13 protein-coding genes are annotated in these 14,154 nt (G+C 68.9%); 10 read left to right on the top strand and 3 right to left on the bottom strand.

Translation table 11 applies throughout. The features are described 5' to 3' along the window. Positions 1–119 precede the first annotated feature (119 nt). Positions 120–767: a GntR family transcriptional regulator gene (locus ACFXI3_RS38045; RefSeq protein WP_378406233.1), complete on the top strand. Its 648-nt coding sequence runs from the start codon at positions 120–122 to the stop codon at positions 765–767. After that, a complete protein-coding gene (locus ACFXI3_RS38040) occupies positions 764–1,762 on the top strand; it encodes a 1-aminocyclopropane-1-carboxylate deaminase (RefSeq protein ID WP_378406231.1) in 999 nt (332 codons plus the stop codon). The genes ACFXI3_RS38045 and ACFXI3_RS38040 overlap by 4 nt, the downstream gene beginning before the upstream one ends. Before the next feature lie 73 nt (positions 1,763–1,835). Here the strand turns inward: ACFXI3_RS38040 and ACFXI3_RS38035 are convergent, their stop codons facing one another. Genes ACFXI3_RS38035 through ACFXI3_RS38025 form a run of 3 tightly spaced genes read right to left on the bottom strand, consistent with a single transcriptional unit; the run spans position 1,836 to position 3,915 of the window. Then, positions 1,836–2,219 carry a RidA family protein gene (locus tag ACFXI3_RS38035; RefSeq protein WP_116204166.1) on the bottom strand — a complete coding sequence of 128 codons (384 nt, stop codon included), beginning with the start codon at positions 2,217–2,219 and terminating at the stop codon, positions 1,836–1,838. Beyond that, positions 2,219–2,977, bottom strand: coding sequence for an IclR family transcriptional regulator (locus tag ACFXI3_RS38030; RefSeq protein ID WP_344286546.1), 759 nt, complete (start codon positions 2,975–2,977; stop codon positions 2,219–2,221). The genes ACFXI3_RS38035 and ACFXI3_RS38030 overlap by 1 nt, the downstream gene beginning before the upstream one ends. Next, positions 2,974–3,915 (bottom strand): sugar kinase, encoded by a 942-nt coding sequence (locus ACFXI3_RS38025; protein WP_378406263.1) that lies wholly within the window; start codon positions 3,913–3,915, stop codon positions 2,974–2,976. The genes ACFXI3_RS38030 and ACFXI3_RS38025 overlap by 4 nt, the downstream gene beginning before the upstream one ends. Before the next feature lie 150 nt (positions 3,916–4,065). Here ACFXI3_RS38025 and ACFXI3_RS38020 point away from each other — a divergent pair, with 150 nt between their 5' ends. From ACFXI3_RS38020 to ACFXI3_RS37985, 8 genes are all read left to right on the top strand, one after another. After that, positions 4,066–5,364: an amino acid deaminase gene (locus ACFXI3_RS38020; protein ID WP_378406229.1), complete on the top strand. Its 1,299-nt coding sequence runs from the start codon at positions 4,066–4,068 to the stop codon at positions 5,362–5,364. After that, the gene (locus tag ACFXI3_RS38015; protein ID WP_378406227.1) at positions 5,364–6,959 is read left to right on the top strand and encodes an amidohydrolase family protein; all 1,596 of its coding nucleotides are present in this window, start codon (positions 5,364–5,366) and stop codon (positions 6,957–6,959) included. Before ACFXI3_RS38020 ends, ACFXI3_RS38015 begins: the two co-directional genes overlap by 1 nt. Further along, a complete protein-coding gene (locus ACFXI3_RS38010) occupies positions 6,956–8,347 on the top strand; it encodes a gluconate:H+ symporter (RefSeq protein WP_354744939.1) in 1,392 nt (463 codons plus the stop codon). Before ACFXI3_RS38015 ends, ACFXI3_RS38010 begins: the two co-directional genes overlap by 4 nt. A 31-nt stretch (positions 8,348–8,378) precedes the next feature. Further along, the gene (locus ACFXI3_RS38005) at positions 8,379–9,512 is read left to right on the top strand and encodes a lactonase family protein (protein WP_378406225.1); all 1,134 of its coding nucleotides are present in this window, start codon (positions 8,379–8,381) and stop codon (positions 9,510–9,512) included. Positions 9,513–9,587: 75 nt separating this feature from the next. Then, on the top strand, positions 9,588–10,871 hold the full coding sequence (locus ACFXI3_RS38000; RefSeq protein WP_344286535.1) for an extracellular solute-binding protein: 1,284 nt from the start codon (positions 9,588–9,590) through the stop codon (positions 10,869–10,871). A gap of 3 nt (positions 10,872–10,874) precedes the next feature. Beyond that, positions 10,875–11,795 (top strand): sugar ABC transporter permease, encoded by a 921-nt coding sequence (locus ACFXI3_RS37995; protein WP_344286534.1) that lies wholly within the window; start codon positions 10,875–10,877, stop codon positions 11,793–11,795. Next, entirely contained in the window at positions 11,786–12,640 is an 855-nt protein-coding gene (locus tag ACFXI3_RS37990; protein ID WP_344286532.1) for a carbohydrate ABC transporter permease, read from the top strand. The genes ACFXI3_RS37995 and ACFXI3_RS37990 overlap by 10 nt, the downstream gene beginning before the upstream one ends. A gap of 2 nt (positions 12,641–12,642) precedes the next feature. Continuing rightward, positions 12,643–14,031: a beta-N-acetylhexosaminidase gene (locus tag ACFXI3_RS37985; protein ID WP_378406222.1), complete on the top strand. Its 1,389-nt coding sequence runs from the start codon at positions 12,643–12,645 to the stop codon at positions 14,029–14,031. The last annotated feature ends 123 nt before the right edge of the window (positions 14,032–14,154 follow it).

The raw sequence follows: 14,154 nt of genomic DNA, 5'->3' as shown, positions 1-14,154 counted from the left end.
GGCAACTCGCGCGGGCGCCGCGCCCGCGCGAGTTGCCGCGGCATCACACCAGCGCCCGCGTGGATCCCGTCATTCCAAGCCATTGCCCCCAACGGCAGCAGACATCTAACATGTTAGATGTGAGTGCACTCCCCAAGGTCTCCCGCCCGCTGCTGCGCGACGAGGCGTACGAGCTCATCCGGCACGCCATCATCGACGGCAGCCTCCCGCCGGGCACTCCGCTTCGCGACGCGGACCTCGCCGACCAGCTCGGGCTTTCCCGCGCCCCGGTCCGGCAGGCGCTGCTGCGGCTGGCCGAGGACCGGCTGGTCGTGTCGAAGCCGCAGAGTTACACGAGGGTCGCCGAGTTCGACGCCGGCGACGTGCGCGACGCGGTGCGGCTCGTCCGGGCGTTGCACGAGCTGGCCGTGCGCGAAGCACTCCCCCGGCTCGGCAAGCGGGAGATCGCGGAAATGCGCGAGGCCAACGACCGGTTTCGCGAAGCTGTCGCCGAAGGAGACGTCGGCAAGGCGATCGAAGCGGACGACGAACTGCACGAGATCCCCGTGCGGGCGTGCGGCAACCGGGCGGTCGCGGCGACGCTCGACCGGTACACGCCGTTGTTGCGCCGGCTCGAATACGCGCGGTTCAGCTCGCTGCCCGCACACCGTTCGGTCACCCGGCACGAAGAACTCATCGACGCGCTGGAAAGCGGCGACGAAAAGACCGCGGCGCAGCTCACCTCAACGATTTGGACCGACCTCGAAGCCCTCCTGGAGGACGCGTGAGCCTGGCTGATTTCCCCCGTTTCCCGTTGCTGATCGGGCCTTCGCCGGTGCACCGGCTGGAGCGGCTGACCGAACACCTCGGCGGCGCGACCGTCTGGGCCAAGCGCGAGGACCTCAACTCCGGCCTCGCCTACGGCGGCAACAAAACGCGCAAGCTCGAGTACCTCGTCGCCGACGCGCTCGCCAAGGGCGCGGACACGCTCGTCTCGATCGGCGGCGTCCAGTCGAACCACACGCGCCAGGTCGCGGCCGCGGCGGCGCGCGCCGGGATGAAAGCCGTGCTGGTGCAAGAAAGCTGGGTCGACTGGGCCGACCCGCTCCACGACAAGGTCGGCAACATCCAGCTGTCGCGGATCCTCGGCGCGGACGTCCGGCTCGTCGACGCCGGGTTCGGCATCGGCTTCAAGGAGAGCTGGGAGCGGGCGCTGGCGGAAGTCGAAGCGAGCGGCGGCACGCCGTACGCGATCCCGGCCGGGGCGTCGGATCATCAGCTCGGCGGGCTCGGGTTCGCGAACTGGGTGCTGGAGCTGGAAGAACAAGAACGCGAACTCGGCGTTTTCTTCGACACTGTCGTGGTTTGCTCGGTCACCGGCAGCACGCAGGCGGGGATGATGGCCGGAGCGGCGGTGAGCGGGAAGCCGCGGCGGATTCTGGGGATCGACGCGTCGGCGAAGCCCGACGAGACGCGGGAGCAGATCGGCCGTATCGCGAAGAGCACGGCGGAGCTGATCGAAGCAGGGCCGGTTGAAGACGTAGAACTCGACGAGCGCTATCACGCGGGGGTTTACGGCATTCCGGACGAGCAGACGCTTGAAGCGATCCATACCGCCGCGCGGCTCGAAGGCATGATCACCGACCCGGTGTACGAGGGGAAGTCGATGGCCGGGCTGATCGATCTCGTGCGCGCCGGGGAGATCGCGAAGGATTCGAACGTGCTGTACGCGCACCTAGGCGGGCAGCCCGCGATCAACGCTTACACGAGCGTGCTCGGCTGAAGCGACTGTCCGTGAAGGGCTCCTTGAGGGAATCAGATTCCCTCAAGGAGCCCTTCACGGACCACAAGCAACGTCAGTCGAGGACGGCGAGCACGTCGATCTCGACCAGGAGACCGGCGGGCAGCCCGACGTACACCGTGGTGCGGGCCGCGTGCGGGGCCTCGCCGATCAGCTCGTTGTAGACCTCGTTGAACGCGGCGAAGTGGCTGGTGTCGGTGAGGTACACGCGCACCATCACCGCGTCCGCGAAGCTCGAGCCCGCTTCTTCGAGCAGCGCGGTCAGGTTCTTGAACACCTGCCGGGTCTGGCTCACGACATCGTCGCCGACGATCTCGTTCGTGGCCGGGTCGAACGCGACCGCGCCGGCGACCTGAAGGATGTTCCCCTTGCGGACGGCCTGCGAGAAGTTCGCCGGCGGCTTCGGCGCGTTCTCGCTGGTGATCGCCGTCTTGCCCATCATTGCCCCTTTCCGTTCCCCGTCCATCCACTGTGGACGGAAGCTTTCTCCGTGGCGGCCAGCAGCTCGGGCACGAGCGCCAGCAGCCCGTCGTAGTCCAGCAGCACCTTCGGCACCGACATCGACGCCGCGGCGAGCACTTCGCCGCCCGCGCCGCGCACCGGCGCGGAAACGCAGTGGATGAAGTCCTCGTGCTCGGCATTGTCCACCGCGTACCCGCGCTCAGCGACCTGGTCCAGTTCGGCCAAGTACGCCTCGGGCGTGGTGATGGTGTTGGCGGTGAGCACGACGTAGTCGATCGCGCGGGCGATCTCCTCGCGTTTCGCCCGCGGCATCGCCGCGACGAGCACCTTGCCGACCGCGGTGCAGTGCAGCGGCGCGCGTTTGCCGACCCGCGAATACATCCGGACCGCGTGGTGTCCCTCGAACTTGTCGATGTACACCACCTCGCCGTCCTCATAGGACGCCAGGTGCACGGTGTGCCCGGTGCGCAGGTTCAGCTCGGCGAGCGCTTCGTGCGAACTGCGCCGGACGTCGCGGTCCTCGAGCGCCTGGTTGGCGAGGTCGAAAAGCGCGCTGCCGAGCCGGTAGTGCCGGGTACCCTCGCGCCGCACGAAGTGGTGCGATTCGAGCGTGCGCAGCAGGCGCAGCACGGTCGTCTTGTGCACGCCGATCTCTTCGGCCAGCTCGTCGAGCGTTTTGCCGCCGCGAGCGAGACCGCCCAGCAGCGTCAGCGCGCGGTCGAGACTTTGGCTCACGTGGCCACCACTCCCTCTCCGGTGAGCCGGACGGAACCCCAGGTGTCGGCGTCCGCCTGCACCAGTTTCGTCACGACGGCCTCGGCCAGCGGCGCGCCGACGTCGTCTTGAGTCAACAGCGTCGCCGCGGCTTGCAGGTGACCGCGCCGAAGCCTCGTCAGCGGGTTGGCGCCGCGCAGAGTCGCGGCCAGGAATCCGGCGGCGAAGGCGTCTCCGGCACCGACCGGTTCCACGACATCAACCCGAAGCGCGGGCGAGAACAGCGGTTCGGCCGAGCCCTCCACGAGCGTCGCGCCGCGTTCCCCGTGCTTGATCACGAGCGTGCGCGGGCCGGGCAGCAGAGCGCGCAGCCGCGCCGGATCTCCGGTGCCCCACACGCGTTCCGCCTCGTCGTCGCCGGTCAGCACCAGATCGGCCTTCCCCGCCAGTTCGGCGAGCACGGACTGGTCGCGTCCGGTCCACAGCGCGGGGCGATGGTTGACGTCGAACGACACGAGCAGGTCGCCGCGCGGACGGTCGAGCAGCGCGCGGACGAGCGCGAGGCAGCTGTCCGAAAGCGCGGGCGTGATCCCGGAGAGATGCAGCACGCGGACGCCGGAGAAGTCCAGCCGGGACACCAGTTCCGGGCCCATGCCGGACGCGGCGGAGCCCGAGCGGTAGTAGCGGACCGGACTGCCGCCCGCGCCGCTTTCCTTCACGTACAGCCCGGTCGGGCGGGTCGGGTCGACTACGACGCCGCGCACGTCGACGCCCGCCGAAGCGATCTCGCGGACGAGCGCGCGGCCGAACGGGTCGTCGCCGACCGCGCTGACCCATCCGCTCGGCACGCCGAGGGCGGGCAGGTGGCACGCGACGTTCGACTCCGCGCCGCCGATGGTGCGCAGCCAGGTGCGCACCTCGTCCGGCGGGCCGGGTTCGGCGGGCACGAACAACGCCATCGACTCGCCGATGCAGAGCACTTCGGGCGACCCAGTCGGACTGCTGGTCACTGACGTCCCTTCCCCGTTGACCTGTGGCGACCCGGATGCTACACCTATGCAACGCATTTTGCGCAACGTCCGTTGCAAGATACGCAACCGAGGTCCTGAATGAACAGCAACGCCGCTCTCACCGCCGCCGTCCGAGCCGGGCGCGGCGAACGGATCGACTGGCGCTTCCGCGCGCTCCCCCCGGCCCTGTCCGGGCTCACTCTCGACGAAGCCGCGGCCCGCCGCGCCAAGCTCTTCGACGACGGCTTCTTCGGTCCGTTCGTGGTGCTCGACGCGAACGCGATGGAACACAACCTCACCACGATGGCCCGCTGGTGCGCCGAACGCGGCATCGCGCTCGCGCCGCACGGCAAGACGACGATGGCGCCGGAGCTGTTCGCCCGGCAGCTTGAGCACGGCTCGTGGGGCATCACCGCGGCAAACGCCGGGCACGTGCGGATCTACCGCGCGTTCGGCGTGTCGCGGATCCTGCTGGCGAACCAGCTCGTGGACCCGTCCGCGCTGCGCTGGCTGGCCGGCGAACTGGCGGCGGATCCGGACTTCGAGTTCGTCTGCTGGGTCGACTCGGTGCGCAGCGTCGAGCTGATGACCGAAGCGCTCGCCGGTGCCGAACGGCCGGTCGATGTGCTCGTGGAGCTGGGCGGAGAAGGCGGCCGCACCGGCGTTCGTGACGCGGCGACCGCGCTTGCCGTCGCTGAGGCCGCGGCGCAGAGCCCGGTGCTCCGGCTGCGTGGCACCGGCGGTTACGAAGGCGCGCTTTCGCACCACACCGACGAAGCGGCGCTGGCGAAGATCAGTTCCTATGTGGACAGTCTCCGCGACGCGACGGTTACGTTCGCGGACAAGGGTTTGCTCGCCGACGGTCCGGTGTACGTCACCGCGGGCGGCAGCGCGTACTTCGACCGCGTCGTGGACGAGCTGACCAAGCCGTGGCCGGACGGGCTCGAAGTGGTCCCGATCCTGCGCAGCGGCGCGTACCTCACGCACGACGACGGCTTCTACCGCGAGATCTCGCCCCTCGGCGAACACCCGCGCATCGCTGGCGTCGACAGCTTCCGTCCCGCATTGCACGCGTGGGCGCAGGTCACGTCGAAGCCGACGCCGGAGCTGGCGCTGCTGACCGCCGGCAAGCGCGATCTGCCGTACGACGAAGGCATGCCGGAACCGCAGCTGCTGCGCAAGGACGGCGTGGTCACCGAGCTGACCGGGCACACCGTCCCGAAGCTCAACGACCAGCACGCGTTCCTCGAACTGCCCGCAGGGTCGCCGGTCGAGGTCGGCGACTGGATCCGGCTCGGTTTGTCGCATCCGTGCACGACGTTCGACAAGTGGTCGCTACTGCCAGTCGTGGATACCGACGGCGAGACGGTGGTCGACTTCGTGCGGACGTGGTTCTGATGGATCTCGTGATCCGCGGCGCCCGAGTCGCCGACGGAACCGGGGCCCCGCTGGAAATCCGCGACGTCGGCATTACCGGCGACCGCATCGCCGACGTCGCCGCGCCGGGAGACCTGACCGCGCCGCGCGTACTCGACGCTACCGGGCAGGTCCTCTCCCCCGGCTTCATCGACATGCACTCGCATTCCGACCTGCAGGTGCTCGCCAACCCGGATCACCTGGCGAAAATCAGCCAGGGCGTGACCACCGAGGTGCTGGGCCAGGACGGGCTCTCGTACGCACCGGTCAACGACGAGGTGCTTGCTTCCCTCCGACAGCAGCTGGCCGGATGGAACGACGACCCGGCCGGGTTCGACTGGAACTGGCGTTCGGTCGGCGAGTACCTCGACCGGCTGGACCAGGGCATCGCGACGAACGCCGCGTACCTGGTCCCGCAGGGCACGGTGCGGATGCTGGTGGTCGGCTGGGAAGACCGGCCCGCCACGGACGCCGAGCTGGCGCGGATGCAGGAACTCGTCGCGACCGGGCTGGCGGAAGGCGCGTTCGGGCTGTCGTCCGGGCTGACCTACACGCCCGGGATGTACGCGACCACCGAGGAGCTGGTCGAGCTCTGCCGCGTAGTCGGCGAGCGCGGCGGTTACTACAGCCCGCATCACCGCAGCTACGGCGCGGGCGCGCTGGAGGCGTTCGCGGAGATGGTCGACGTCTCCCGCCGCTCCGGCTGTCCCCTGCACCTCGCGCACGCGACGATGAACTTCTCCGTCAACAAGGGCAAAGCGCCGGACCTGTTGCGGTTGCTGGACGACGCGCTCGACGACGGCTGCGACATCACCCTCGACACGTACCCGTACCTGCCCGGCGCGACCTACCTGTCCGCGCTCCTGCCGAGCTGGTCCACCGAAGGCGGCCTGGAGCCGACGCTCGCCCGACTGTCCGATCCGGACACTCGCGAACGGATCCGGGCGGAGATCGAAGAGTCCGGTTCGGACGGTGCGCACGGCGTCCCGATCGACTGGGACGCCATCGAAATCAACGGAGTCCGCCGCGAGGAAAACGCCGCGCTGGTGGGCCACAGCGTCCTCGCTTCCGCCCGTGCTGCCGGGAAACCTCCGGCAGAGCTGTACTTCGACACGCTGATCGACGAAAAGCTCGGCACGTCCTGCCTCATGCACGTGGGGCACGAGGAAAACGTGCAAGCCATCATGCGGCACCGCACGCACACCGGCGGCTCGGACGGCCTGCTGGTCGGCGCGCGGCCGCACCCTCGCGCGTGGGGCACCTTCCCGCGGTACCTCGCGCGCTACGTCCGCGAACTGGGCGTTCTCGAGCTGGCCGACTGCGTCGCGCACCTCACCGGGCGCGCGGCACGGCGGCTGGGGCTGACCGACCGGGGCCTCGTGCGTCCCGGTCACGCAGCCGACCTGGTGCTGTTCGACCCGGACACGGTCGCCGACACCGCGACGTTCGACAATCCGCGGCAGCCCGCCGCGGGCCTCTCCCACGTCTTCGTCAACGGCGTCGCCGCCCTCGAAGACGGAACCCCCACCGGCGCGCTCGCCGGGCATTCCCTTCGCCATCCCGGGAGTCGACGATGATTCACTGGCTGCAGACCAGCACGGCCGGTCTGCTCACGCTGGCCGCGGTGTCCATCGCGGTGCTGCTTTTCCTCATCATCAAGGTGAAGGTCGAACCGTTCATCGCCTTGATCGTGGTGGGCCTGCTCACCGCGCTGGCCGCGGGCGTGCCGGTCGGCACCCTGGTCGGCACCGCGCAGAAAACCTCGGATTCGCTGCTGGAGAAGGGCTTCGGCAGCATTCTCGGGCACATCGCGGCGATCATCGGGCTGGGCACGCTGCTCGGTTCGATCCTGGAGAAATCCGGGGGCGCGCGCGTGCTCACCTCGGCGTTGCTGCGGGCGTTCGGCGAGAAACGCGCTCCGCTCGCCATGGGTCTTTCCGGCCTGATTTTCGGCATCCCGGTGTTTTTCGACATCGGTATTTTCGTGCTCGCGCCGCTGGTTTACGCGGCGGCGAAGCAGGGCGGCCGGTCGATCGTGCTGTACGCGATGCCGTTGCTGGCCGGGCTTTCCATCACGCACGCCTTCATCCCGCCGCACCCGGGTCCGGTCGCCGCGGCCGGGCTGCTGCACGTCGATCTCGGCTGGCTGATCCTGATGGGCGCGGTCTGCGGCATCCCGGCCTGGTTCATCGGCGGCATCCTGTACTCGACGTGGATCGGCAAGCGCGTTGACGTGCCGCTGGCCGAGGACTTCGCGAAGCTCGCCGGGGAAGAGGGCGAGCAGGACGGCCCCGCGCCGTCGCTCAAGCTGGTCGGCGGCATCATCGCGGTGCCGCTGGTGCTGATCCTCCTGGGAACGTTCGGCAGCATCCTGCTGCCCAAGGGATCCACTGGTGCGGGTATCGCGGCGTTCCTCGGCACTCCAGCCATCGCGCTGACCATCGCGACGCTGCTCGCGTCGTGGCTGCTCGGCCGCCGGCGCGGGATGAGCGGCGCGGATCTGGCCCAGCTTTCCGCCAACGCACTGCGTCCGGTCGCGATGATTCTTCTTGTGGTCGGCGCGGGTTCGTTCTTCGGGGCGGTGCTGTCCGCCACCGGAATCGGCAAGGCGGTGGCCGGATCCCTCGGCGACGCAGGGCTTCCCGTGCTGCTGGCGGCGTACATCATCAGCTGCGGCATGCGGATCGCCCAGGGGTCCGCGACGGTCGCGATCGTGACGACGAGCGGCATTGTCGCGCCGACGGTGATGGATCTGCATTATTCGCAAGCACAATTGGCGCTCGTGGTGGTCGCGATCTCGGCCGGGTCGATCATCGCCTCGCACGTGAACGACGGCGGATTCTGGATCGTGTCCCGTTACTTCGGGCTGACCGTGACGCAAACCCTGAAAACCTGGACGGCTTTGGAAACAGTCCTTTCCTTGAGCGGTTTCGGTGTGGCAGCATTGGTGATGGCATTGGTCTGAACCACATCGGCACAGGTTCCGGGGGTATTCGATGACCGAGATTTCCCGTCGCACGTTTGTCGGAGCGGTCGGCGCGGCCGGGGCCGCCGCCGTGGTGGGCGCACAGCTCGCCACGGCAGCGCCCCGGCCGCGCGCGGCCACGACGGTGTACGTCGGCAGCTACACCAACAGCGCACCGGCGGGCCACGGGCTCGACGTCACCCAGCGAGCGGCGGGAAGCCCCGCGCTCACGCCGGTGCGCACCGTTCCGAAGCTGACCGACGTCTCCTGGTTCGACCGCACTCGCGACGGCCGGATCCTGTACGTCACCAACGAAAACGAGGGCGCGGAGACCGGCACGGTGTCCGCATTGGACATCTCTGACCCGACCCGGCCGAAGCCGCTCGGGTCGACGTCCTCGGAGGGCGGCTCGCCCACGCACCTTTCGGTGCACCCGAGCCAGAAGTACGTGCTGGCCGCCAATTACGACTCCGGCAGCGTCGTCGTGCTGCCGATCAAGGCAGGCGGCAAGCTCGGCGCGGCCACCGACCTGCAGCAGCACCAGGGCAAGGAACCGCACGCGCACCAGGTGGTCACCGACCCGTCCGGCAAATGGGTGCTGGCGGTAGACCTCGGCACCGACTCGGTGTACGTCTACTCGTTCGACACCGGCAAGGGAAAGCTGAAGCTGCACAAGCAGATCACCCTCCCCGCCGGTGCCGGGCCGCGGCACCTCGCGTTCCACCCGAACGGCAAATTCGCTTACGTCGCCCAGGAACTGCGGCCGGAGATCACCGTCGCCAGCTGGGATTCCGCCACCGGCACGTTCAAGCCGATCGCCGTCGTGCCGGCGGTTCCGCCGGGCAGCACCGGTGAACTGTTCCCCGGCGAGATCACCGTGTCGCGCGACGGGAAGTTCGTCTACGCCACCGTGCGCGGCCCCAACACCGTCGCCACCTTCACTGTCGCTGACGGCGGAGCCGGGCTCACCCTGGTCTCCTCGGCGGCCTCCGGCGGCAACTGGCCGCGGCACCTCGCGCTGGACCCGGACGAGAAGTGGTTCTACGTCTCGAACCAGCGCTCCGGCACGGTCACCTGGCTGCCGCGCGACCCGGCCACCGGCCTTCCCGGCAAGTCCGCGGGCTCGCTCGCCGTCCCGAACGTCAATTCTGTCTTCTTCGTCTGAGAAAAACCGGGGCTGTCACGCCGCACAGCCCCGTCTTTTCCGGTCTCTGACCGGTCCCCGCGACAGGAGTCACCGATGAAGCTGCGCTCTGTCCTGCCCGCTGTCGCCACGCTGGCGTTGCTCGCCGCGTGCGCGCCCACTCAATCCGGCCCGGCCGCCTCCGGCGGAAACCAAACCGACGGCACGCTCCGGGTCTGGCTGTTCGACGAGGCGAACCGCGCGCCGAAAGAGGCCGCGGTCAAGGAAGCGATCACCGAGTTCGAGGCCAACCACGCTGGCGTGAAGGTCGACGTGCAGTGGGTCCCGGTCGAAGGCCGCGCGGACAAGTTCTCCGGCGCGTTCAACGATCCCTCCAACGCCCCTGACGTCGCCGAATTCGGCAACACCGACGTCTCCAGCTACGCGCAGACCGGCGCGTTGTCCGACCTCACCAAGGACATCACGAACTGGTCGGACGGCAAAGACCTGCTTCCGTCCGTTTTGGACACCGCGAAGGCCAACGGCAAGATCTACGGCATTCCCTGGTACACCGGCATCCGCGCGTTGTACTACCGCACCGACGTGTTCGCCGAACTCGGCCTCAAGCCGCCCACGACGCTGGCCGAGCTGACCGACGACGCGCGCAAGATCCGCGAGAAGAAGCCGGATCTGTACGGCATCGCCACCGGCGGCAAGTACACCTACGCGATGCTGCCGTTCATCTGGGCCAACGGCGGCGACCTGGCCAAACAGGACAATGGCAAGTGGACGTCCACTGTGGACTCCGCGCAGGCCAAGGCAGGCGTCACCGCGTACGCGAACCTGATCAAGGACGACATCTGCCCGCCCGCGGCCTGCGCCAACCTCACCGGCACGCAGAGCGTCACCGCGTTCGCCGGCGGCAAGGCGGGCATGGTGATCGGCGGCGACTTCAACCGCAAGGCCGTCGAAAAGGGCGCGGTGAAGGGCAAGTACGCGATCATGCCCATCCCCGGCACCACCCCGGGTTCGGTCGCGCCCGCGTTCGCCGGCGGGAACCTGCTGGGCGTGTTCGGCGCGAGCCAGCGCCACGGTCTCGCGGTGCAGTTCGCCGAACTGCTGGCCGGGATCAAGTACCAGGAGAAGATGTACGCCGCGATGGGCAATCTGCCCACCCTCGCGTCGGTGCAGAAGAAGCTCGCCGCCAGCGACCCGACGCTGAAGGCCTTTGTGGACACTCTGAGCGCGGGCACGAAGTTCGTGCCGAGCACCCCGGCGTGGTCCAAGATCGACAGCCAGAACGTGCTGCCCACCGCCGTGCAGCAGATCGCGACCGGAGGCAAGGACGCGAACGCCGCGCTGGCCGACGCCGCCGCGGCGATGAACAAGAACTTCGGCTGACCCGTGGCCGCAGTCCGTTCCGCGACCGTCCGCCGCGACGGCCGCGCGGCCCTTCTGTACCTGCTGCCCGCCGGAATCCTGCTCGGCGCGCTGCTGGTGTACCCGATTTACCAGCTGGTCGTGATCTCGCTCTACGACTACGGCCAGCCGCAGGCGGCGGGCGCGGCCCCGCTGGTGTTCCTGGGCCTCGACAACTACGTCAACCTGCTCGCCGACGTCCAGTTCTGGACGGTGCTCGGCAAGACGGTCGGGTTCGCCGCGGCCTGCGTGATCGGCAGCCTGGTCGTCGGCACGGCTTTGGCCGTGCTGGCGAGCCGGGTCCGCGCGGTCCCGCGCACGCTGCTGTTCCTGGCGGCACTCGGCGCGTGGGCGACCCCGGCGATCGCCGGCTCGTACGTCTGGCTGTTCCTCTTCGACACCGATTTCGGCCTGGTGAACGAGGTGCTCTCGGGCATCGGGTTCACCGGGATGGAGCACCATTCCTGGACGTTCGGCACCTTCGGGACGTTCGGGCTGGTGGCCGCCGAGGTGATCTGGTGCTCGTTCCCGTTCGTGATGGTCACCATGTACGCCGGGATCAGCGGGGTGCCGAAGGAGACGCTGGAGGCGGCGGCGCTCGACGGCGCGTCGGTCTGGCGCACCACGCGGTCGGTGATCCTGCCCGCGGTCCGGCCGCTGCTCACCATCGCGACCGTGCAGTCGATCATCTGGGACTTCAAGGTGTTCACCCAGATCTACGTGATGACCAACGGCGGCGGCATCGCCGGGCGGAACCTGATCCTGAACGTCTACGCCTACCAGCAGGCGTTCGCCGGGCAGGAGTACGGGCTCGGCTCCGCGATCGGGGTCGTGATGACCTTGCTGCTGCTGTCCATCACCGGGCTCTACGTCCGGTCCCAGCGCCGGAGTGCCGCATGGCTGTGAAAGTGCGCCGCCCCGCGCGGCTCGTCGCCGAAATCGTGACCGTGGTGATCGCCGGGATCGTCGCGTTCCCGCTGTACTGGATGGTGCTGTCGGCCTTCAAACCGGCCGGGGAAATCCAGTCGGCGCATCCGAAACCGTGGACGTTCGCGCCTTCGCTGGACAGTTTCCGGCGCGTGCTCACGGTTTCCGGATTCGGCCGGTTCTTCCTCAACAGCCTCGCCGTCGCGGTGGTCGTGGTGCTGCTGTCGCTGGTGCTGTCGTTCCTTTCGGCGGTGGCACTGACGCGATTCCGGTTCCGCGGGCGCGGAATGCTGCTGGTGATGATCCTGGTCGCGCAAATGGTTCCGGTGGAAGCCCTGACCATTCCGCTGTTCTTCCTGATGCGCTCGGTCGGCGGGGCCGTGCCGGCGTTCGGGCTCAACGAACTGGGCTCGCTGGTGCTGGTGCACCTGGCGTTCAGCCTGCCGTTCGCGATCTGGATGCTGCGCGGGTTCGTCGCCGCGGTGCCCGCCGAACTGGAGGAAGCGGCCACTTTGGACGGTGCGTCGCGGATGCGGTTCACCTGGCAGATCCTGTTCCCGCTCGTCGCTCCCGGGCTCGTGGCGGTGAGCGTGCTCGCGTTCATCCACGCGTGGAACGACTTCCTGTTCGCCAAGACGTTCATCATCTCCAAGACCGAAAACCAGACTCTGCCGCAGGCGATCCTGGTGTTCTTCAAACCGGAGGACACCGACTGGGGCGCCGTGATGGCCTCGTCCACCCTGATGACGATCCCCGTGCTGGTGTTTTTCGTGCTGGTGCAACGGAGGCTCGTCGGCGGGACGGCCGGGGCCGTGAAGGGATGACCATGTCCGGTTTCGACACTCTCCTCCCCCGCCCGGTGTCCGCGGAAGCGGCGCCCGGGACCTGTCCGTGGCCCGCGCCGGTGGAGGTCCGCCCGGCCTCGGAGCTGCCCGCCGAGGGCTACCGGCTCACGATCGCTCCCGGCGGCGTCACTCTCGACGCGGCCGACGCGGCGGGCGAGTTCTACGGCCGCCAGACTCTGCGCCAGCTGGCCGGTCCGGACGCGTTCCGTTCCGTGCCGATCCACAATGGACCGGCCGAGCTGCCGTGCGGGACGATCACCGACCATCCGCGATTCGCTTGGCGCGGCTGCCTTTACGACGTCTCGCGGCACTTCCGGACGAAGGCCGAGGTGCTGCGGTTCATCGACCTGCTGGCCGCGCACAAGATGAACGTGCTGAATCTGCACCTCACCGACGACCAGGGCTGGCGGATCGAGACGCCGGAATTCCCCCGGCTCACCTCCGTCGGCGGCTGGCGGAAATCGTCGATGGTCGGCAGGCACGACGGCCCCGAACGCGACGGCCGCCCGCACGGCGGTTACTACACTGTGGACGATCTGCGGGAGATCGTCGCGTACGCCGCGACCCGGTCGGTCACCGTAGTGCCCGAAGTGGACATTCCCGGGCACGCCCGAGCCGCCATCACGGCGTACCCGGAACTCGGCCCGGCCAGCGAAACCCCTTGGGAGGTCTGGACTTCCTGGGGCATCAGCACCTCGCTGCTGGATCCGTCGGAGTCCACTCTGGACTTCTTCCGCGCGGTCTTCGACCACGTGCTGGACATCTTCCCGTCCAAGGTGATCGCGCTCGGCGGCGACGAGGTGCCCGGGGTCACCGAGGCGCACCACCAGTTCGTCCGGGCAATCGCGGCCCACCTCGCCGCGCGAGGACGCACGCCGATGGGCTGGGACGAAGTCCTCGACGGCGGCGACCTGCCGACGATGGTGATCGGCGTGTGGCAGGACCGCGAACGGGCGTCGCTGGCGTTGAAGGCCGGACACGAGGTGGTGCTCTGCCCCGAGGACGGCGTGTACCTAGACCACCGCCAAAGCGACCACCCGAACGAACCGATCCCGGTCGGCTACCTGCAGGATCTCGAACATTTCTACGGTTTCGAGCCCGAATCCGGACCGCGCGTGCGCGGAGTCCAAGCGCAACTGTGGTCCGAACACCTGGACACCGTGCGGCGAACGGACTACGCGGCATTCCCGCGCCTGTCAGCGTTCGCCGAGGTCGCCTGGAGCAGCGGCCCGCGTGACTACACAGAATTCCTGCCCCGCCTGCGAAACCACCACCTGCCGCGACTAGACGCACTCGGCGTGGAATACCGCCCCCTCGACGGCCCACACCCATGGCAAACCCGCCCAGACGCACCAGGCCGCCCACGCTGACGCCCCCGTTTTCGACGCCGCTACCCCCCCTACTCCCCTCCTCCCCCCAACTCGCCCCCACCGCGGGATCGCGTCGGCGTCTGGAGGTGCAGTGCGCACGGCCCCCCGGGCCGGGTGCACTGC

The organism is Amycolatopsis sp. NPDC059235 (assembly GCF_042754125.1).
GTDB lineage: Bacteria > Actinomycetota > Actinomycetes > Mycobacteriales > Pseudonocardiaceae > Amycolatopsis > Amycolatopsis albidoflava.
The sequence above is the reverse complement of the archived record's forward strand: the minus strand, read 5'-3'. Positions and strand labels throughout refer to the sequence as shown.